Below are 19,631 nucleotides of genomic sequence, written 5' to 3' on the forward strand. Positions count from 1 at the left end.
CTTTTTAGAGCCCTTGTTATAAAGCGGCTCTTAAGTGTCTGTAGGCCATTCAGCACTGGTTTTTGCTGTTTACCAAAAAACTTAGAATCATACTCAATAGATATATAAGGGGACTTAGAGTGAACAAGTCGGAACTGATTGATGCTATTGCTGCATCCGCTGATATCCCGAAAGCTGCTGCTGGCCGTGCGCTGGATGCAGTAATCGAATCCGTCACTGGCGCTCTGAAGGCCGGCGACTCCGTGGTACTGGTAGGCTTCGGTACGTTCTCTGTGACTGACCGCCCAGCTCGCACTGGCCGCAACCCACAGACTGGCAAAGCACTGCAAATCGCTGCTGCCAAAAAACCAGGTTTCAAAGCCGGTAAAGCCCTGAAAGAAGCCGTTAACTAAGCTTCGTTCAAGCCTTTGCTACCCGGGTCGGACGCAGGTCTGGCCTGGCAGCGGAGCGGTAGCTGACCCACGTATCCATTGGGTCGCCACGCCGGGGGTGCAAGTTCAACCCCCCGTCCGCTCCGCCAGTTACGAGAAGGCGCATCCTCGGATGCGCCTTTCTTCTATCCGGATTCTACCCACGCTCCACGGTTGCCAATTTTTGAAGTTCAACCGTTTCTGGGGGACGCATGCTGCAAAATATCAGGGACAATTCACAAGGCTGGATTGCCAAGACCATTATCGGGATCATCGTCGCATTGATGGCGTTCACCGGTATCGAAGCCATTTTCCAAGCTTCGGGTACTAACAAGCAGGACGTGGCCAAGGTCAACGGTGAAGAAATCACCCAGACCGAGCTGAGCCAGGCCGTCGACATGCAACGTCGACAGCTGATGCAACAGTTGGGCAAGGATTTCGACGCTTCGCTCCTCGACGAAAAACTGCTGCGCGAGGCGGCTCTCAAAGGCCTGATCGACCGCAAGCTGCTGCTGCAAGGTGCTGCCGATTCCAAGTTCGGGTTCTCTGAAGCTGCATTGGACCAGGTGATCCTGCAAACGCCGGAATTCCAGGTTGACGGCAAGTTCAACGCCGAACGCTTTGACCAGGTGATCCGTCAGTTGGGCTACAGCCGTCTGCAGTTCCGTCAGATGATGACCCAGGAAATGCTGATCGGTCAGGTTCGCGCAGGCATTGCCGGTAGCGGCTTTGTCACCGATGCCGAAGTGCTCGCATTTGCCCGTTTGGAAAAACAGACTCGCGATTTCGCCACCGTCAACATCAAGGCCAACCCTGCGGCGGTGAAGCTCACCGACGAAGAGGTCAAGGCTTACTACGACCAGCACGCCAAAGAGTTCATGACCCCGGACCAGGTGGTCATCGACTATCTGGAATTGAAGAAGTCTTCTTTCTTCGACCAGGTCAACGTCAAGGACGATGAACTGCAGGCGGCCTATCAGAAAGAAACCGCCAACCTCGCTGAACAGCGTCGCGCGGCGCACATCCTGATTGAAGTCAACGACAAGGTTTCCGACGCGCAAGCCAAGGCTAAGATCGAAGAAATCCAGGCACGCCTGGCCAAAGGTGAGAAGTTCGAAGCCCTGGCCAAGGAGTTTTCCCAGGATCCTGGCTCTGCCAACAACGGCGGTGACCTCGGCTTCGCTGGCCCTGGCGTCTACGATCCGGACTTCGAAACGGCCCTGTATGCGTTGAAACAGGACCAGGTCTCGACGCCGGTGCGCAGCACCTTCGGTTGGCACTTGATCAAGTTGTTGGGCGTTGAAGCACCGCAAGTGCCGACGTTCGCCAGCCTGAAAGACAAACTGACCCGTGAGCTCAAGGCCCAGCAGGTAGAGCAGCGTTTTGTCGAAGCGACCAAGCAATTGGAAGATGCGGCATTCGAAGCTTCTGATTTGGCTCAGCCTGCCTCTGACCTGAAGCTGACCGTGCACACCTCCGCACCGTTTGGCCGTGAAGGTGGTGACGGTGTCGCGGCCAACCGTGCCGTGGTCACCGCTGCGTTCAGCCCGGAAGTGCTGGATGAAGGTGCCAACAGCACCGCCATTGAGCTGGACCCGGAAACCATCATCGTGCTGCGTGCCAAAGAGCACCGCAAACCTGCGCAACTGCCGCTGGAAAGCGTTGCTGCGGCAATCCGCACGCAGATGGCCAAGGAGCGCGCCAGCGCGGCTGCCAAGACTCACGCTGACGAGCTGATCGCCAGCCTGCGTGATGGCAAGACACCGCTGAACCAGCCGGTCGATGGTCAGGCGTGGAAAGTCACTGAAGCGGCTACCCGTAGCCAGGAAGCGATCGACCCAGCCGTATTGCAAGCCCTGTTCCGCATGCCTAAGCCTGCGGTCAAGGACAAGCCGACCTTCACCACCGTGACCCTGGCTGACGGTAGCCTGGCGATCGTTCGCTTGAACGGCGTGAATGAAGCTGCAGCCCCATCGGAAGAAGAAAAGGCCCAATACCGCCGCTTCCTCGCTTCCCGTGTCGGCCAGCAGGACTTCGCAGCGTACCGCAAGCAGTTGGAAACCAAGGCTGATATCAAGAAGTACTGATGTTGGTTTGAACAAGAAGCCCCCGGCCTGAAAAGACCGGGGGCTTTTTTATGTGCGCTAGACTGGGTGCTCGGTATCGTCGACCCAGGAGTTCCATGCATGTTGATTCAAGGAATGGACGGCTTGCTGATCCGCCGCGCCCGTGTGGCGGATGTTTCTGCCGTGCTCCAGGTGTTCGACGAGGTGATTGCATGGTTCGTTGGCATAGGCAATACCCATCAGTGGGGCACCGAGCCCTGGTCGGCGTTGCCCCGGCGGGTCGCGCAAGTGGCTGAAGCCTGCGCGTTGCCCGGGGCGTGGGTGGTAGAGGATCCCGCAGGGCGTATCCGTGGAGCGCTGGTTTTGGGCGATCCTATGCCTTATGTACCGTTGGCGACTGAGCCCGAGGTGTATGTGCGCCTGTTGATTGCCGCGCGTGACCCGCGTGTTCGCGGCCTTGGGCGGCGCATGATGGCCTTTGCCGATGATCAGGCCCGGGCAGTAGGCGTCACGCGTTTGCGTGTGGACTGCTACGGCGGCGGGACAGGGGATCTGGTGCGTTTTTATGTGTCCTGTGGCTACGAGCGCATTTCAACATTCGACTTGGCGGGCTGGCCGGGCCAACTGTTGGGGCGCCGTCTGTGATGCGCCGGCCCAGGCCAGTAGCATCAGTAGCATAACGGCCCATGGAAAGCCCGCGACGCCCCAGCCCTGAAGCAACACGCCACCCGCCAGCCCGCCACCGGCTATCCCCAAGTTCCACACGGTCACCAGCATTGATTGTGCGGCATCCGCCGACTCGCCCGCCGATTGGGCCAGTGCGGTTTGCAACAGCGCCGGCAGGCCGCCGAACGCCAGGCCCCATAACGCCACGGCGGTATAGATGACTGCCGGCACATTGATCCAGAACGCCAGCGCCAGGGCGATCAGGCCAAACAGCGCACAACTGATTAATAGTAAGGCGCGCAGCCACCGGTCAATCAACACACCTGCCAACCAGATGCTAAGCACCGCCGAGAGGCCAAACACCAGCAGCACTCGGTCAACATCCGCATCGATCCCGGCGGGCACCAGCAACGGGGCGATGTAGGTGTAGAGAATGTTGTGGGCCAGCACGTAGGTAAACGTTACCCACAGCACCGGACGAATTCCTGGCAGGTTCAGCACCTGGCGCAGCCCCAAGCGTTTATCCGCCCGTTCGCCAGCAAAATCCGGCAGTTGCCAGCGTGCCCAAGCCAGTAACACCAAGGTCAGCCCGGTCATGATTGCAAAACTCAGGCGCCAGCCAACGGCGGTGCCGAGGAAGGTGCCCGCAGGCACACCCAGTGACAGCGCCAGCGGTGCACCCAGCATGGCCACGGCAATGGCGCGACCTTGCAAGTGTGGCGACACCATTCGGCTCGCATAACCCGCTAGCAACGCCCAAAGCAGCCCGGCGAAGACCCCGGCAAAAAATCGCGCCACGAGGGTCAGCCCGTAGTGGCTGGACAGCGCGGTTACGCTGTTGACCAAGGCAAAGCCGCCGATGGCCATCAGCAGTAACGGTCGTCTGCGCAAGCCGCGGGTCAGCAGCGTCAGGGGGATGGCTGCCAGCAACGAGCCAAGGGCATAGACCGTGACCAGTTGACCGACCAGGGCGGGCGACACGCCTAGGCCTTCGCCTATCTGGGGTAGTAATCCGGCGGGCATGGCTTCGGTGAGGATGGTGATAAAGCCAGCGCTGGCCAGGGCCAGTAGACCGCCCAGCGGTAATGAATCCCGCTGGGCTGATGCGGCGAGTGAAGGGCTGCTGCTCATGACGTTTTATCCAGGTAAAAGGGCAAGCGGGCAGAGTAGGGGGCTGTGGTTGACGGAAAAACAGGCTAAGGTTCCGAACTTATCGGACGCAAGTGTCCGCAATCGCTGAAGGCGGGATCATGGACAGCTTGGGCAGCCTTTCGGTGTTCGTGCAGGTGGCGCAGACGCTCAGCTTCACCGCCGCCGGCCGTGTGCTGGGGGTGTCGTCGTCGGCTGTAGGCAAAAGCATTGCGCGGATGGAAGAGCGCCTGGGCGTGCGGCTGTTTCACCGCAGCACGCGCAGTATCACCTTGACCAGTGAAGGCTCGCTGTTCCTTGAACGGTCGCGGCGGATTCTCGCTGAGGTGGAAGCAGCCGAGCAGGAACTGACAGACGCCGGTGCAACCCCACGGGGCAAGCTGCGTATCAGTGTGCCGCAGGTGCGTGGCTTGTTGATGCCAGTACTCAGTGACTTTATGCGCGTCTATCCGGATATCGAGTTGGATGTGGATTTCTCTGACCGTATGGTGGACGTGATCGAGGAAGGTTTCGATGCGGTGATTCGCACGGGCAAGCCGGAAGATTCGCGGTTGATAGCGCGCCACCTGGGTCACTACCAGTTGGTGCTCGTCGCCACACCGGGATACTTCGCCCAACACGGCACCCCGCAGCAACCACAGGACCTGAATGGCCACGCCTGCCTGCGCCACAAGTTCTGCGCCACGGGCAAGCTCGAGCCCTGGCCGTTGCGTCTTGCCCCGGGTACTGCGGAACCGCTGTTACGTACGCCGTTGGTCAGTACCACCATTGAGTCTCTGAACCACGTGGTGCTCGAGGGTTTGGGCATTGCCTGCCTGCCGGACTACATGGTCAACCAGGCCGTGGGCGAGGGGCGCTTGCAACGGGTGTTGGATGATTACTTGGAACACCGGGGCAGTTTCTGGATGTTGTGGCCCGGTCGCCATACCTCGACCAAGGTACGCGTGTTTATTGACCATATGTGCGCCGGGCTTTTCCCTGCAGGCCCCGGTGCGTAACCCTGTGACGTTTTACCGACAGGAATGCGCGCGCCAAGGCCTCGTTCTGTTGCACAATACCGCCCAGACCGTTTTCCTCAGGATCTTCAATGTCGACATCATTCCACTTGCGTAGCCTCGGGCTGGCGCTGGTGCTGGCGGGCGCCGCGGGCTGCTCGTCACCCAAGACCGCTATTTATGAACATGAGAACTTCGACGACTCCGGTACGTTTTCCCGGGATTACCCCGTTAGCGATGTAGCAGCGTGCGAGGCCGCGCGGCGTGCCTTGCTGAGCCAGGGCTACATCATCACCAGCAGCGACCCGAAACTGGTCGTGGGTAACAAGAGTTTCCAGCAGACCGGCGAAACTCACCTGCAGATCAGCTTCAACGTGGTGTGTGCCGATGACGGCAAAGGTAAAAAGCACTCGACGATGTTTGCCAACGCCCTTCAGGATCGCTATGCGCTGAAGAAGGTCAACAACTCCGCGAGCCTCGGTGTAGGCGTGCTGGGGTCGGTGTCGATGCCGATTGGCTCCACCGATGACTCGATGGTGAAGGTGGCGAGTGAAACGGTGTCCGCGCCGAAGTTCTACGATCGCTACTTTGCGTTGGTGGACGTCTTCCTGCCCCAGGAAGTGAAGAAGGCTGAGCATATCCCCGAGCAGCCAAAGGCGGACCTCGGTGTGCCGGAGCCGAAGGCCGCACCCGCTGCGGAGAAAGTCGAGGCGCCGAAGGAAGAGCCTGCCGTACCAGCTGCTGCGGAGCCGGTTGTGCCTGCGCCTGAAGCCGCACCGATTGCCCCGCAGGCCGAGCCCGCACCCGCCACGACCACGCCGGACCTGCCGGCGCCGACAGAAGCGATTCCGCCCCTGCCAACGCCTGCGCAGTAGTTCAGACCGCTACGGGATTCACCTTGTCGACGTTGATCCCGTAGCGTTTGATCGCTTCACTGACCTTGTCGCGACCGATCATGCCGTCATCCGCCAGCGCCTTCAGGGCGGCCAGGGCGATGAAGTGGCGATCCACCTCAAAGAACTCACGCAAGGCTTCCCGGGTGTCTGATTGCCCGAAGCCATCAGTGCCCAGCGCGACAAAGCGACGGCCCGGCACGAACGGACGAAGCTGATCGGCGAACAGTTTCACGTAGTCCGTCGCCACCACCACTGGCCCCGAGTGCCCGGCCAGGCATTGCTCTGCATAACTCGCGCGAGGCTCGCTTTCCGGGTGCAGCAGGTTCCAGCGTTCGACCGCATGCCCGTCACGGCGCAACTCGGTGAGGCTGGTCACGCTCCACACGTTGCCGTGCACACCGAAGTCGGTGGCCAGCAGTTCAGCGGCGGCGATCACTTCTCGCAGGATCGAACCACTGCCCATCAGTTGCACTTGCGCCTCAGGGTTGGCGCTGAGCCTGTACATACCTTTGAGAATGCCGCCTTCCACGCCTTCGGGCATCGCCGGGTGCGGGTAGTTTTCGTTGAGCAGGGTGATGTAGTAGTAAATGTCTTCTTGCTCAACGTACATGCGCCGCATGCCCTCGCGAATAATCACCGCCAGTTCGTAGGCAAAGGTCGGGTCATAAGAGATGCAGCACGGAATCACCGACGAGAGGATATGGCTATGACCATCGTCATGCTGCAAGCCTTCGCCCATCAGCGTGGTACGCCCGGCCGTGGCGCCCAGCAAGAAACCACGCGCGCGCGCATCGCCCGCCGCCCAAGCCAGGTCGCCGACGCGCTGGAAACCGAACATCGAATAGAAGATATAGAACGGCACGGTCATCAGGCCGTGGTTGCTGTAGGACGTACTCGCCGCGATCCATGAGGAAATGGCGCCTGACTCATTCAGGCCTTCCTGCATGATCTGTCCGTCCTTCCTCTCCTTGTAGTAGCTCAGTTGTCCGGAGTCCTGTGGGGTGTAGAGTTGGCCGACGGCGGAGTGGATGCCGATCTGACGGAACAGGCTCTCCATGCCGAAGGTGCGTGATTCGTCCGGCACGATGGGCACGATCAGCTTGCCCAGGTGCGGGTCTTTCAGCAGGGTGCCGAGGATGCGCACGAAGGCCATGGTGGTGGAAATCGCGCGCTCGCCAGTGTCCTTGAGCTGAGTGGCGAAGGCGCTCAGTTCGGGGATCTGCAGCGATTCGACCGCAGTGTGGCGCGCGGGCACATAGCCGCCCATGGCCTGGCGACGTGCGGCGAAGTAACGGGCTTCTTCGCTATCGGCTTTGGGCTTGAGGTAAGGAATTTCAGCAAGTTGCTCATCGGGCACCTCCAGGCCGAAGCGGTCGCGGAAGGCCTTGACGGCGTCGGCACCCATCTTTTTCAGTTGGTGGTTAATGTTCTGGCCTTCGCCGGCTTCGCCCATACCAAAGCCCTTGACGGTTTTTGCCAGGATCACCGTCGGTTGGCCACTGTGACGCACGGCGGCGGCATAGGCGTTGTAGACCTTGTCCGGGTCATGGCCTCCCCGTGAGAGTTTCCAGATGTCGTCGTCGGACAGGTCCGCAACCAGTGCCAGCAACTCCGGGTATTTGCCGAAGAAGTGTTCGCGCACGTAGGCGCCGTTCTGGGATTTGTAGTTCTGATAGTCACCGTCCACACATTCCATCATGCGTTGGCGCAGCAGGCCGCTTGTGTCTTTTTCCAGCAGTGCATCCCAACCACCGCCCCAGATCACTTTGATCACATTCCAGCCGGCGGCGCGGTACAGGCTTTCGAATTCCTGGATCACCTTGGCGTTGCCGCGTACCGGGCCGTCCAGGCGTTGCAGGTTGCAGTTGACCACGAAGATCAGGTTGTCGAGTTTCTCGCGTCCGGCCAGGGAAATGGCGGCCAGGGATTCCGGCTGGTCCATTTCGCCATCCCCCAGGAATGCCCAGACCTTGCGGCCCTGGTGTTGCTTGAGGTCACGAAACTCCAGGTAGCGCATAAAACGCGCCTGATAGGCCGCCGTGATCGGCCCCAGTCCCATGGACACCGTAGGAAATTGCCAGAAGTCCGGCATTAGTCGTGGGTGGGGGTAGGACGAAATGCCCTCACCACCGGCTTCACGGCGGAAGTTATCCAGTTGTGCTTCGCTGATGCGGCCTTCGAGGTAGGCGCGGCCGTAAATGCCAGGCGAGGAATGCCCCTGGATGTACACCAGGTCGCCGTCGAAGCGGTCGGTGCGGCCACGGAAGAAGTGGTCGAAGCCGACGTCGTAAAGCACAGCGGCTGACGCATAAGTGGCGATATGCCCACCCACACCTGAGTGTTTGCCTGCACGCAATACCATGGCCATGGCGTTCCAGCGGATAAACGCATTGGTGCGGCGTTCGATGGCCAGGTTGCCGGGGTAGGGCAACTGGCGATCCACCGGGATCGTGTTGACGTAAGGCGTGGTCACCCGCCCATAGAAGTCGCCATGCCGCGCCACGTCGAAATCCAGCAACTGATCGATCAGGTAATGGGCGCGCGGGCGGCCTTCGGTGGACAGCACCGATTCGATGGACTCCAGCCACTCGCGGGTTTCCTGTGGATCGACGTCGCGTCTGACTTCGTTATTCGGGGTCATGTGAGGCTCCAGGGGCGGCGGATTTCAAGTGGCGGGCTCCTTGTGGGAGCGTCGTCAATGTTATTGCAATTGCAACTACATGGCCGAATCTAGCGTGGGATGAGCTACTATTGCAACCTTCTTGAAATCCACCGGATGGTGTTGCATGTCGTCGAAAGAGCCCGATGTATGGTTCCGTTTTGTCAGGGCCCACAGGACGGTCATCCGTGAAATCGAGCGCCGCCTGGCGGCCGCCGACTTGCCCCCTTACGCCTGGTACGACGCACTGTGGGGTCTAGAAAGCGGCCCCGAAGGCACCCGCCGCATGCACGAGTTGGCCGATGTATTGGCCATTGAGCGCTATAACCTCACGCGCCTGGTAGACCGCCTGGAAAAGGAGGGCCTGGTGCTGCGTTCACGCTCCGACGGCGATGGCCGCGCGGCATTTGCGTCGATCACCGATACCGGCCGGGCGTTGCGTAAAAAAATGTGGAAGATCTACGAAAGTACGGTGGACGAGTTGTTCCTGTCGCAGATCGAACCGGAGCAGCGCCGGGCGTTTGCCGAGGCGTTGGAGCGTACCGCCGGGATGGCGGTGGAGGCGGGTGTTCAAACCCGTGGCCGACGCAAAGCTGAAACCTGATGCAGATCTCATGTGCGAGGGTGCAAGCCCCCTCCCACAATGGAATGCATTGCAGTCCATTTCAGTGCGTAGCTGATTGCAATCGCGCTTCAAAGCCCTGGCGCTAAATCCGCATAACGCTGCTACGTTTAATCTTGAAGTGCAGGAACATCATGGCGCAGACATTTTTTCGTCATGACGGCACTTTAGGCTGGTGATGCAGGTCATTTATCTGCAGCCACTTTTAACGTCAAGAAGGAGTCCATGATGGACGATTACCAGGAAGAACTGCTGGAGTACCAGGCCTTTGAATTCGATCCGCTGGATCCGGCCGACGACGCCACCGAGCTGTAAGACCGACTTCAGGCGGAATGCCGCTGACTGCGGCGAAATTCCCCTGGGGTCTGGTTGTTCCATCGCTTGAATGCCCGTTGAAAGGCTTGGGCTGAGGCAAAGCCGAGCAAGTAGGCGATCTCGCCGAACGCCAGTTCCGTATCGCGAATGTAGGTCATGGCCAGGTCGCGGCGGGTATCGTTGAGAATCGCGCGGAATTGAGTGCCTTCTTCGGCCAGTTTACGGCGCAATGTCCAGGTCGGCAGCTTCAAGCGTGCCGCCACTTCTTCCAGGTCGGGTTCCCGGCCGCCATTGAGCATCGGCCCGAGCAACCGGGTAATGCGCTCGCGCAAGCTGCGGGTGCGGGTCAACTGCTCCAACTCCCTTTCACACAATTGCAGCAAGAGCTGCCAGGTACTTGGGCAATGCTGCGGGTTACGCATTGCCAGGGTGGATTGGCTCAGGCGCAACTGGTTGGCCTCGGCACCGAAGTGGACCTGATTGGCGCCCAATAGGCTGTACTGCTCGCTGTACTCGGGGGCATCGAACTCGATGTCGATTCGTTGCGCCAGCAACGGTTGTTGTGCCAAGTTGGCGAGCTGATGCAACCAGCTGGAAATGATCGAGTCCACCACAAAACGGTTGTAGGCGTTGTAGGGGCTGATGGAATAGAAACGCAGCCAGGCGCCTTCGGCATCCTCATGAAAACTCGATTGCCCGCGATAGTTGGCACCATACAGCGGCTCAAAGCGCGTCAGGGTGCGAGCGGCTTCGCGTACGTTAGGCGCCTGTGCGGCGGTGACACCAGCCAGTCCCGCTTGGCTCAAGCGGCTGAGTTGCCCCATGCGCAAGCCCAGGCCGGGGTCGCCGGTCAGTTGAATGGCCGCATGGCCCAGGCGCATATAGCGCGGGATCGACAAGCGCGCGCCAGCTTCGGCGAGGCGCGCCGGGTCCAGGCCGTATTGCAGCAAGAGCGGTTGCGGGTCCAGGCCGTGGCTGTGGATCGCGTCGGCCAGGGTGTGCACGAAGCCCACCGACAAATCCCCGAGGCGCACCGGCTTCACCGCGTTACAGCCAGATATTCAGCAGGCGCGCGCCACGGGCGTCGCTGTCGGCGTTGATCTGCCCGTTGTGACTCAGGAAACTCTGCCCGGCAGTGCCCAAATCCCAGAACTGCCCGCGCAGAAATACGCTCATGCCGGCGCTGGCCTGGCTGATCGGTTGTTGGCTGATCAAGGTCAAGCGGCGCCACGCTTCGCCCTCACTGAGCTCTTCGGGCTTGAGGCTGATTTCCTGTGGAGTGGAGACGCTTTTGAAACCGCGCCATGGTCGATCCCAGGTCTCGCGGCCAAGCACAAAGGCCGGCACTGCAATCAGTTGCGCGCCCTGTTCGTTGAGCTTGCGGTAGTTGTCCGGGTACCAGCTGTCACTGCCCACTAGCACGCCAAGGCGGCCGGCCGGGGTGTCGACCACGCTGACGATATTTTCGTCTCCAGGCTCGATAAAACCGCGCTCATCGTAGATCGGGTAGAGCTGGCGTTGCAGATTGCCGACGGGCAAGCCGTCTGCCGCAAATACCACGCTGGCGTTAAACAGCGCGCCATGGCCGACCTGGAGTTGCCCTTGGCTCACACTTGGGTTGGGCAGGGCAATGGAGCCAGCGACCACCGTGACCCCGAATTCCTTGGCCAGGCCGCCGAACAGCACTTGATAGTCACGCGCCATGGCCGGGGCTTTCATGCGCAGGTAGGCGTCGTTGGTGCGGTCATCGCCCGTGGCGCTGATCCAGGCACGCAGGAATTGCAAGGGATTGCTCAGCGACAGCCAGTGCATCGCGTCCTTCACATGCAGCGCTTGGTACACCTCGTTTTTTTCGCCGGTGAGCATCAGCCAAGTGCCGATGTGTTCAGGCAGTACCACAATGGTCTTTTCGTTGATCAGGCCCTGGTCCCGTGCGTTTTGCAGGTACGCCGCAAGCTTCAGGTGCAGGCGTTCCAGGCTCTGGTAGTCGGCGGGGAATAACTCCGGCTGGATGCCCAGCAGGTTACCTCGATCGGCGGGTTGGCCTTCGTTGACGGCGAGGGTGCTGCGCAGGTCCGACAGGTAATGCGCCACGGGGCGCTCCTGGGTCCAGACCAGATACGCGGCGACGGCGGCAACCAGGGCCAGGGTGACGGTAAAAGCTAGAAGTTTACGCATGGGGGAACAGACAACAGACCAAGTGCAGGGTTCGCTGACTAGGGTAGGGCCCATGCGGCGGCTTGCCAAGGGGCGCTGTGCGTTTGGATCAATAAGTTGTGAGTTTCGGTCATTGAGCGGTAGGGGATCGCCTCTTAGTCTGTGGGACATAAACCGATGGCAGGCCATTCGAGCCTTCCACGTCCCGTGATGATCCGTTGTGGAGCTGTACCATGACCGCTGCTGCCTACCCGCACCTGCTGGCCCCGTTGGACCTGGGTTTTACGACCTTGCGCAACCGTACTCTGATGGGTTCGATGCACACCGGCCTTGAAGAAAAACCCGGTGGCTTCGAACGCATGGCGGCTTATTTTGCCGAGCGCGCCCGTGGCGGCGTCGGCCTGATGGTCACCGGTGGCATTGGCCCCAACGATGAAGGCGGGGTGTACGCCGGTGCGGCCAAGCTGACTACCGACGAGGAAGCGCAAAAGCACAAGATCGTGACCGAGGCCGTGCATGAAGCGGGCGGCAAGATCTGCATGCAGATCCTCCACGCCGGCCGTTATGCCTACAGCCCCAAGCAGGTCGCGCCAAGCGCCATCCAGGCGCCGATCAACCCGTTCAAGCCCAAGGAATTGGACGAAGAGGGCATCGAAAAGCAGATCCAGGATTTCGTCACCTGTTCGCTGCTGGCCCAGGTCGCCGAGTACGACGGCGTGGAAATCATGGGCTCCGAAGGTTATTTCATTAACCAGTTCCTTGCCGCCCACACCAACCACCGCACCGACCGTTGGGGCGGCAGCTACGAAAATCGCATGCGCCTTGCCGTGGAAATCGTGCGCCGGGTGCGCGAAGCGGTGGGGCCGAACTTCATCATCATCTTCCGCCTGTCGATGCTCGACCTCGTGGAAGGCGGCAGCACTTGGGAAGAAATCGTGCAGTTGGCCAAGGCCATCGAGCAGGCCGGTGCGACCATCATCAACACCGGCATCGGCTGGCACGAAGCGCGTATTCCGACCATCGCCACCAAGGTGCCACGCGGCGCGTTCAGCAAAGTCACTGCCAAGTTGCGCGGAGCGGTGCAGATCCCGCTGATCACCACCAATCGCATCAATACACCGGAAATTGCCGAGCAGATTCTCGCTGAAGGCGATGCGGACATGGTTTCGATGGCGCGACCGTTCCTCGCCGACCCGGAGTTCGTCAACAAGGCCGCCGCCGGGCGTGCCGATGAAATCAACACCTGCATCGGCTGCAACCAGGCCTGCCTGGACCACACCTTTGGCGGCAAGCTGACCACCTGTTTGGTCAATCCCCGTGCATGCTACGAGACCGAACTGAATTACCTGCCGGTCAAGCAGATCAAAAAAATCGCTGTGGTCGGCGCCGGCCCCGCTGGTCTGGCCGCTGCCACCGTAGCCGCTGAACGCGGTCACCACGTGACGCTGTTCGACTCGGCCAGCGAGATCGGCGGCCAGTTCAACATCGCCAAGCGTGTGCCCGGCAAGGAAGAGTTCTTTGAAACCCTGCGCTACTTCAAGCGCAAGTTGCAAACCACCCACGTCGAGCTGTGCCTCAACACCCGAGTGGATGTCGCGCAGCTGGCGGCTGGCGGCTACGACGAGATCATCCTGGCCACCGGCATCGCGCCCCGCACGCCGGCGATTGCGGGCGTGGAAAATGCCAAGGTGCTGAGCTACCTGGACGTAATCCTTGAACGCAAGCCGGTGGGCAAGCGCGTCGCGGTGATTGGCGCTGGCGGTATTGGTTTCGACGTGTCGGAATTCCTCGTGCACCAGGGCGTGTCTACCAGCTTGGACCGTGAAGCATTCTGGAAAGAATGGGGCATCGACACCCAGTTGCAAGCCCGTGGCGGTGTGGCCGGCATCAAGCCTCAACCCCATCCACCGGCCCGTGAAGTGTTTCTGTTGCAGCGCAAGGCTTCAAAGGTCGGCGACGGTCTGGGCAAAACCACCGGCTGGATTCACCGTACCGGCTTGAAGAACAAGCAGGTGCAGATGCTCAACAGCGTTGAGTACCTCAAAATCGACGATGACGGCCTGCATATCCGCATCGGCGCCGAGGGCGAGCCGCAGCTGTTGGCGGTGGACAATATCGTCATCTGTGCCGGCCAGGATCCGTTGCGTGAATTGCACGACGGCCTTGTCGCAGCGGGCCAGAACGTACACCTGATCGGCGGCGCCGATGTGGCGGCTGAGTTGGATGCCAAGCGCGCCATCAACCAAGGCTCACGCCTCGCCGCCCAGCTGTAAGACGACGAAAGGGGCGGTGTTAGACTACCGCCCCTTTTTTTATTCAGATGCCGCCCGATGGGTCCTTTCGATTGGCTTCCCCATGCTCCGCTTGAACCGTTAGCACTGGATTGGCTCAACGGCGTCGAGTTGGCCGTGCTGCGCCTGGACCGCATCGACCCGCTGATCAGTGGCAACAAGTGGTTCAAGCTCACCGAGCACCTGGCCCAGGCGCAACGGGCGGGGGCCGGCGGCGTTATCAGCCTCGGCGGCGCCTATTCCAACCATCTGCACGCACTGGCGGCGGCGGGCAAGCGTTTTGGCTTTCCCACTGTCGGCCTGTTGCGCGGTCATGCGCAAGACACGGCTACCGTCCAGGATTTGAAAGCATTCGGCATGCAGCTGCATTGGCTCGGTTATGGCGGCTATCGTGCGCGCCATGAGCCGGGTTTCTGGGAACCTTGGCGCGCGCTTTATCCGCATCTGTATTCCGTGCCTGAAGGCGGCGGCGGATTGGCCGGCGCAGTCGGGTGTGGGGTGTTGGTCGAACAGGCCGGTGAACAACTGAGAAACCTGGGTTGGGCCGATTACGACGGCTGGTGGCTGGCAGCAGGCACCGGCACCACGCTGGCAGGTTTGGTCCTGGCAGAGGCGGGCGCCCATCCGGTGTTCGGCGCAATGGCCGTGCCGGACGATCATGGTGTGGCGCAAAACGTGAGTGCCTTGGTGCAAGGTGGCTATACATTGCTGGATGCCAGCCGTGGTGGCTTCGCCAAGGTCGACCCGCTGTTGCTCGACTTTATTGAAACCACGGAGCAGGCCTGCGGCGTGCCGCTGGAACCGCTGTACACCGGCAAAGCCCTGCTGGCGTTGAAGCAGCAGATCGAGGCCGGGCACATCGCGCCCGGTACTCGCCTGATCTTTGTGCACACCGGCGGCCTGCAAGGCCGCCGAGGGCTTACAGCCTAGCGCGCTTACCCGGCATCATCCGCAACGCTGTGTTATCGCGCATCACATAATGATGAAAGATCCCCGCCAGGGCATGCAGGCCGATCAGCCAATACCCGATTTGGCCGAACAACACGTGCCAGCTTTCAATCTCTTTGGCCAGTGGCTTGTTCTCGCCAATTAACGGCGGCAACTCCATGCCATAGAACATCACCGAATGTCCCTCGGCACTGACGATCAGCCAACCAGCAATCGGCATACCGATCATCAAGGCGTACAGCGCGGCGTGCATCAGGGTGGCGAGCAGGCTTTGCCATTGCGGCGGGGCGGGGACGATCTTCGGCGCCACCCCCAGGCTGCGCGCGAACAGACGCAGCCATACCAATACAAACACGGTGAGGCCGAACATGAAGTGCATCTCGACGATCAAGGTGCGGGCGCCGCTGCCTTTGGGGAACTGGCCGCGTAACTCTATGCAGGCGTAGACCACCGCCAGCAGCACCACCATCAACCAGTGCAGCGCAATCGACATGGTGCTGTAGCGCGTATCGGAATTTTTCCACGGCATCGCTCGGTTCCTTATTCATCAGGGTAAACCTCCGCTCTTTGGCGACGGAGTCTTTTTACTTTATGCCTGTTTTGAACGATTTGCCCGGCGCGAATGCCTTTGTATTGACGCTTGTCAGTGGCTTTGCGGCATTTCACCGCGCGCCAGACGCTGGTTAACATCGGCGATCACCGCCGGCAGGTCAGTGATGGTATCGATCAGGTAATGCGGGCGTGAGCCTTCGAACATCGCCTCGATGCGCGTGCGTTCGCTGGCCAGGGTGGCGGCATCGAGGGCTTGAAACTGTTCATAGGTAAGCCCCAGGGCATTGCCGGAGCAGGTCAGGGCCACGGTCCACATTCCGGCGCGACGACCTTCGAGTATGCCGGGCACGGTGTCGTCGACCTTGAGGCACGCCGCCACATCATCAATTCCGAGGGCAATTACGTTGGCCAGGGCCTGGGCCGGCCATGGGCGGCCGTTGGGCACTTCGTCGGTGGCGACCACATGGTCGGCGACGTAACCATTGGTGGCGGCCAAGGCGACAACCTTGTCCATCACCTGCTTGGGGTAGCCGGAGCAGGAGCCAATCTTGATGCCTTGCTCACGCAGTTGAGCGATGGTGTCGAGTGCGCCGGGGATCAGCGCCGAGTGTTCGGCGATCTTCTCGATCTGCAACGGCATGAAGCGCTGGTAGATGGCGGTCACGTCGTCGTCGGTGGGCGTGCGGCCGAACGCCTTGCGATAACGCTCGGCGACTTGCGGTTGGTCGCAAAGGGTGCGGATATGGTCCCACTTGCCCATGCCCATCGGGCCACGGGCTTCTTCGATGGAGACTTGCACGTCGAACTCGGCGAAGGCCTCGACAAAAATCTGAGTCGGCGCGAAGGAGCCGAAGTCGACGACGGTGCCGGCCCAATCGAGGATGACGGCCTGGAGGGTGTTGGGGTTTTGATAGTTCATGGTTCAGATCCTGTGGGTTATGGGGAGAATCAGATGTCCAACACTTCCATTTCTTGCAGCACCTCGGCGATCGCCTTGACCGCCGTCTGCATGCCGGTTGCGTCGACATGGCCGATGCAGCCGACGCGGAACGTTTCCACTTGGGTCAATTTGCCGGGGTACAAGATGAAACCCTTGGCCTTGACCCGCTCGTAGAAGTCCTTGAACTGGTAGCGCGGGTCTTTGGGGGCGTGGAAGGTGACGATGATCGGTGCCTGGATTGCGGCCGGCAGAAAACTGCGCAAACCAATGCTGGCCATGCCGTTCAGAAGCGCCTGGCAGTTGTCGGCATAGCGTCGATGGCGTGCAGGCAGGCCACCTTCCTCCTGGTATTGCAGCAGCGCTTCGTGCAGGGCGGCGACCACGTGGGTCGGTGGGGTGAAGCGCCACTGGCCGGTCTTCGCCATGTAGGTGTGCTGGTCGAACAGGTCCATCGCCAGGGAATGGCAGTTGCCTTGGGCGGCGGCCAGTGCCTGCTTCTCGGCAAAGACGAAGCCCATGCCGGGCACGCCTTCGAGGCACTTGCCCGAGGCGGCGATCAGTGCGTCGAACGGTACGTTGCGGGCATCAATTGGCAGGGCGCCGAAGGAACTCATGGCGTCGATGATCAGGCGCTTGCCGTGGTTCTTAACGACCTGGGCGATCTCCGGCAACGGATTGAGAATGCCGGTGCTGGTTTCGCAGTGGATCAACGCGACGTGGGTGATGCCCGTGTCGGCCTGGAGCAAACGGTCCACATCGGCGGCGGTGGTGGGTTCGTCTTCAGCGGTTTCAAAGGTGCTGAAGTCGCGGCCCAGCACTTCACAGATCTTCGCCAGGCGCTTGCCATACGCACCGTTGATCAGGACCAGCACCTTGCCATTACGTGGGACCAGGGTGCCGATGGCCGCTTCGACGGCAAAAGTGCCGCTGCCTTGCAAGGGCACACAGTGGTGGCTTTCAGCACCATTGAGGATTGCCAGCAATTGCTCGCAGACGCTGGCAGTGAGTTGGTTGAAACGGTCATCCCATGAACCCCAGTCCACCATCATGGCCTGACGGGTGCGGTTGGATGTGGTCAGGGGGCCAGGGGTCAGCAGGATCGGCGTGGCAGTGGTCATCTCAAGTCCTCGCAAGGCATCGGGGGTTGAAGCTACGGCGCCTAAATTGCAGTTTGGCTTGTCATCAATCAAATTGTTTGTTGTTATGCGAGCTATCAGTGAGGCCGATGACTATGAACCTGTTCCAACTGCGCGCATTCGATGCCGTGGCCCGCGAGGGCAGTTTTACCCGTGCTGCCGCGCGGCTTTTCATCAGCCAACCGGCGGTGACCGGGCATATCAAGGCCCTGGAGGAGTACTACCAGATCCCGTGTGTGTTGCTACGGCGCACCGCCCGACGGGTTGAGTTGACTGAAGAGGGCGCACGGCTGGCGGCGATCACCCGGGCGATCTTCGGCCTGGTGGACGAGGCCCAGACGATGCTGGAGGCCAACCGCCAACTGCTGACCGGGCGTCTGGAAGTCGCGGCGGACGGCCCGCACTTGGTGATGCCGATGATTGCCAGCCTGCGCGCGCGCTACCCCGGGATTACCGTCAACCTGCGCCTGGGCAATGCCCAGGAAACCCTCGCCGCACTGTTATCCGAACATGCGGATGTGGCGGTGCTCACCGAAGTGGAGCCGCGCAATGGCCTGCACCTGCAACCGTTGAACGAGTCGAGGATTTGCGCATTGGTGCCGGCCAGCCATCCGTGGGCGCAGCAACCCGAGGGTATTCGCCTCGAGCAACTCAACGACGTGATCATGGTGCTGCGCGAGCCCAGCTCCATCACCCGGCGTACCTTCGATGACGCCTGTGTGGCGGCGAATGTGCAGCCCAAGGTGCTGCTGGAACTGGACAGCCGCGAGGCGGTGACCGAAGCCGTCGCTGCTGAGTTGGGGGTGGGCGTGGTCTCGTCCATGGAAGTCAGCCCCGACCCGCGCGTGCAGGCCGTGGCGATTGAGGGCGATGGGCTGGTCAACCGGCATACGCTCGGTTGCATGGAGCGGCGCCGTTCGTTGCGCCTGATTCAGGCGTTTTTCGAGTTGGCGCCGAGCTGAAGGCTGTCGCGCACGATCTCCAGGAACGTCGCCACCACCCGGCGGGAACTCTGTTCCTTGAGGCATACCAGGGTTTCTTTCATGCGCTGGCTGCAATCGCGGATCGGCATGGCGCACACCCGTGAGTCGGCGCCGAACTCCGCCGCCGAGACCACGCCCACGCCGATGCCCACCACCACCGCTTCACGCGCGGCCTCACGGCCTTCCACCTGGATCGCCGGGCGAATGCGCAAGCCTGCCTGGCTCATTTCGTGTTCAAGGGTCTGACGGGTGACCGAGCCGATTTCACGCAATACCAGCGGCGTGTCGTCCAGGTCAGCCAAGCAGATGGACTCGCGTCCGGCCCACGGGTGGTTGCGCGCGACAAAGGCGAGCAATTGGTCGTCAGGCAACGGCAGCGACAGCAGGCGCTCATCGTCGACGTCGCGGCCCAGCAAGGCCAGGTCGGCCTGGTAGTTGTACAGGCGAAACAGCGATTCGTCGGTGTTGCCGGTTTCGATCTTCACGCTGATTCCCGGGTACAGCTGGCAAAAACGCGCGATCTGCGGCAGCACATGCACGGGGGCATCCACGGCGAGGGTGAGGGTGCCGGTGAGCAACGCGCGGGAGTCCTGCAACAGTTCCTCGGCTTCGGCCTCGATCACAAACAGGCGTTGGGTGATGCTCAGCAGGCGTTCGCCCAGGTCTGTCAGGCGCACTGAGCGCTTGTTGCGATGAAATAACAGCACGCCGAATCGCTCTTCGAGTTTGCGCACCTGGTCGGAAATCGCCGGTTGCGTCAGGAACAACCGTTCCGCGGCCTGGGTGAAACTGCCGTGTACGGCCACGGCATGGAAGGCTTTGAGTTGGGTATGGGACACCGACATC

At 61.0% G+C, this 19,631-nt stretch carries 17 protein-coding genes; 9 read left to right on the forward strand and 8 right to left on the reverse strand.

Translation table 11 applies throughout. The features are described from left to right. The first annotated feature begins 119 nt into the window (after window positions 1–119). From ACVWXD_RS06445 to ACVWXD_RS06455, 3 genes are all read left to right on the forward strand, one after another. On the forward strand, window positions 120–392 hold the full coding sequence (locus ACVWXD_RS06445; protein WP_003174819.1) for an HU family DNA-binding protein: 273 nt from the start codon (window positions 120–122) through the stop codon (window positions 390–392). A gap of 230 nt (window positions 393–622) precedes the next feature. Next, window positions 623–2,497 (forward strand): SurA N-terminal domain-containing protein, encoded by a 1,875-nt coding sequence (locus tag ACVWXD_RS06450; protein ID WP_122680601.1) that lies wholly within the window; start codon window positions 623–625, stop codon window positions 2,495–2,497. A gap of 99 nt (window positions 2,498–2,596) precedes the next feature. Further along, window positions 2,597–3,121: a GNAT family N-acetyltransferase gene (locus tag ACVWXD_RS06455; RefSeq protein WP_122765519.1), complete on the forward strand. Its 525-nt coding sequence runs from the start codon at window positions 2,597–2,599 to the stop codon at window positions 3,119–3,121. Here ACVWXD_RS06455 and ACVWXD_RS06460 read toward each other — a convergent pair. Continuing rightward, window positions 3,068–4,273, reverse strand: a complete 1,206-nt coding sequence (locus ACVWXD_RS06460) for an MFS transporter (protein WP_181643845.1) — start codon at window positions 4,271–4,273, stop codon at window positions 3,068–3,070. The two genes, ACVWXD_RS06455 and ACVWXD_RS06460, sit on opposite strands and share 54 nt — an antisense overlap. A 119-nt stretch (window positions 4,274–4,392) precedes the next feature. On the opposite strand from ACVWXD_RS06460, the gene ACVWXD_RS06465 reads away from it, so the two are divergent. Next, window positions 4,393–5,289, forward strand: a complete 897-nt coding sequence (locus ACVWXD_RS06465) for a LysR family transcriptional regulator (protein WP_181643844.1) — start codon at window positions 4,393–4,395, stop codon at window positions 5,287–5,289. An 89-nt stretch (window positions 5,290–5,378) separates the two neighbouring features. Continuing rightward, a complete protein-coding gene (locus ACVWXD_RS06470) occupies window positions 5,379–6,161 on the forward strand; it encodes a DUF2242 domain-containing protein (RefSeq protein WP_095184387.1) in 783 nt (260 codons plus the stop codon). Window position 6,162: 1 nt separating this feature from the next. On the opposite strand, the gene aceE is transcribed toward ACVWXD_RS06470, so the two are convergent. Next, window positions 6,163–8,823: a pyruvate dehydrogenase (acetyl-transferring), homodimeric type gene (gene aceE, locus ACVWXD_RS06475; RefSeq protein WP_457370793.1), complete on the reverse strand. Its 2,661-nt coding sequence runs from the start codon at window positions 8,821–8,823 to the stop codon at window positions 6,163–6,165. Window positions 8,824–8,968: 145 nt separating this feature from the next. Here aceE and ACVWXD_RS06480 point away from each other — a divergent pair, with 145 nt between their 5' ends. Continuing rightward, window positions 8,969–9,445, forward strand: coding sequence for a MarR family winged helix-turn-helix transcriptional regulator (locus ACVWXD_RS06480; protein WP_095184389.1), 477 nt, complete (start codon window positions 8,969–8,971; stop codon window positions 9,443–9,445). Window positions 9,446–9,786: 341 nt separating this feature from the next. Here the strand turns inward: ACVWXD_RS06480 and ACVWXD_RS06485 are convergent, their stop codons facing one another. Beyond that, a complete protein-coding gene (locus ACVWXD_RS06485) occupies window positions 9,787–10,821 on the reverse strand; it encodes an AraC family transcriptional regulator (protein WP_032889894.1) in 1,035 nt (344 codons plus the stop codon). 4 nt (window positions 10,822–10,825) lie between these two features. Then, window positions 10,826–11,956: a carbon-nitrogen hydrolase family protein gene (locus ACVWXD_RS06490; RefSeq protein WP_032889892.1), complete on the reverse strand. Its 1,131-nt coding sequence runs from the start codon at window positions 11,954–11,956 to the stop codon at window positions 10,826–10,828. 212 nt (window positions 11,957–12,168) lie between these two features. On the opposite strand from ACVWXD_RS06490, the gene ACVWXD_RS06495 reads away from it, so the two are divergent. Beyond that, a complete protein-coding gene (locus ACVWXD_RS06495; protein ID WP_181640433.1) occupies window positions 12,169–14,208 on the forward strand; it encodes an NADPH-dependent 2,4-dienoyl-CoA reductase in 2,040 nt (679 codons plus the stop codon). A gap of 57 nt (window positions 14,209–14,265) precedes the next feature. After that, window positions 14,266–15,156 carry a 1-aminocyclopropane-1-carboxylate deaminase/D-cysteine desulfhydrase gene (locus tag ACVWXD_RS06500; protein WP_457370794.1) on the forward strand — a complete coding sequence of 297 codons (891 nt, stop codon included), beginning with the start codon at window positions 14,266–14,268 and terminating at the stop codon, window positions 15,154–15,156. Here ACVWXD_RS06500 and ACVWXD_RS06505 read toward each other — a convergent pair. The 3 genes from ACVWXD_RS06505 to ACVWXD_RS06515 form a co-directional block, all read right to left on the reverse strand. After that, window positions 15,146–15,703, reverse strand: coding sequence for a cytochrome b (locus tag ACVWXD_RS06505; RefSeq protein ID WP_032889883.1), 558 nt, complete (start codon window positions 15,701–15,703; stop codon window positions 15,146–15,148). The two genes, ACVWXD_RS06500 and ACVWXD_RS06505, sit on opposite strands and share 11 nt — an antisense overlap. A gap of 114 nt (window positions 15,704–15,817) precedes the next feature. Beyond that, on the reverse strand, window positions 15,818–16,645 hold the full coding sequence (gene phnX / locus ACVWXD_RS06510; protein WP_032889878.1) for a phosphonoacetaldehyde hydrolase: 828 nt from the start codon (window positions 16,643–16,645) through the stop codon (window positions 15,818–15,820). Window positions 16,646–16,674: 29 nt separating this feature from the next. Next, the gene (locus ACVWXD_RS06515) at window positions 16,675–17,784 is read right to left on the reverse strand and encodes a 2-aminoethylphosphonate--pyruvate transaminase (RefSeq protein ID WP_457370795.1); all 1,110 of its coding nucleotides are present in this window, start codon (window positions 17,782–17,784) and stop codon (window positions 16,675–16,677) included. Window positions 17,785–17,897: 113 nt separating this feature from the next. Here ACVWXD_RS06515 and ACVWXD_RS06520 point away from each other — a divergent pair, with 113 nt between their 5' ends. Continuing rightward, the gene (locus tag ACVWXD_RS06520) at window positions 17,898–18,764 is read left to right on the forward strand and encodes a LysR substrate-binding domain-containing protein (RefSeq protein WP_457370796.1); all 867 of its coding nucleotides are present in this window, start codon (window positions 17,898–17,900) and stop codon (window positions 18,762–18,764) included. On the opposite strand, the gene ACVWXD_RS06525 is transcribed toward ACVWXD_RS06520, so the two are convergent. Further along, window positions 18,734–19,630: a LysR substrate-binding domain-containing protein gene (locus ACVWXD_RS06525; protein WP_457370797.1), complete on the reverse strand. Its 897-nt coding sequence runs from the start codon at window positions 19,628–19,630 to the stop codon at window positions 18,734–18,736. The two genes, ACVWXD_RS06520 and ACVWXD_RS06525, sit on opposite strands and share 31 nt — an antisense overlap. Window position 19,631 lies beyond the last annotated feature (1 nt).

The sequence above is a fragment of the Pseudomonas sp. TE3911 genome (assembly GCF_054062775.1).

Coding starts and splice junctions, on each gene's coding strand:
- ACVWXD_RS06450 (WP_122680601.1), top strand. CDS start 623: ATGCTGCAAAATATCAGGGACAATTCACAAGGCTGGATTGCCAAGACC.
- ACVWXD_RS06455 (WP_122765519.1), top strand. CDS start 2,597: ATGTTGATTCAAGGAATGGACGGCTTGCTGATCCGCCGCGCCCGTGTG.
- ACVWXD_RS06460 (WP_181643845.1), bottom strand. CDS start 4,273: ATGAGCAGCAGCCCTTCACTCGCCGCATCAGCCCAGCGGGATTCATTA.
- ACVWXD_RS06465 (WP_181643844.1), top strand. CDS start 4,393: ATGGACAGCTTGGGCAGCCTTTCGGTGTTCGTGCAGGTGGCGCAGACG.
- ACVWXD_RS06470 (WP_095184387.1), top strand. CDS start 5,379: ATGTCGACATCATTCCACTTGCGTAGCCTCGGGCTGGCGCTGGTGCTG.
- aceE (WP_457370793.1), bottom strand. CDS start 8,823: ATGACCCCGAATAACGAAGTCAGACGCGACGTCGATCCACAGGAAACC.
- ACVWXD_RS06480 (WP_095184389.1), top strand. CDS start 8,969: ATGTCGTCGAAAGAGCCCGATGTATGGTTCCGTTTTGTCAGGGCCCAC.
- ACVWXD_RS06490 (WP_032889892.1), bottom strand. CDS start 11,956: ATGCGTAAACTTCTAGCTTTTACCGTCACCCTGGCCCTGGTTGCCGCC.
- ACVWXD_RS06495 (WP_181640433.1), top strand. CDS start 12,169: ATGACCGCTGCTGCCTACCCGCACCTGCTGGCCCCGTTGGACCTGGGT.
- ACVWXD_RS06500 (WP_457370794.1), top strand. CDS start 14,266: ATGGGTCCTTTCGATTGGCTTCCCCATGCTCCGCTTGAACCGTTAGCA.
- ACVWXD_RS06505 (WP_032889883.1), bottom strand. CDS start 15,703: ATGCCGTGGAAAAATTCCGATACGCGCTACAGCACCATGTCGATTGCG.
- phnX (WP_032889878.1), bottom strand. CDS start 16,645: ATGAACTATCAAAACCCCAACACCCTCCAGGCCGTCATCCTCGATTGG.
- ACVWXD_RS06515 (WP_457370795.1), bottom strand. CDS start 17,784: ATGACCACTGCCACGCCGATCCTGCTGACCCCTGGCCCCCTGACCACA.
- ACVWXD_RS06520 (WP_457370796.1), top strand. CDS start 17,898: ATGAACCTGTTCCAACTGCGCGCATTCGATGCCGTGGCCCGCGAGGGC.
- ACVWXD_RS06525 (WP_457370797.1), bottom strand. CDS start 19,630: ATGTCGGTGTCCCATACCCAACTCAAAGCCTTCCATGCCGTGGCCGTA.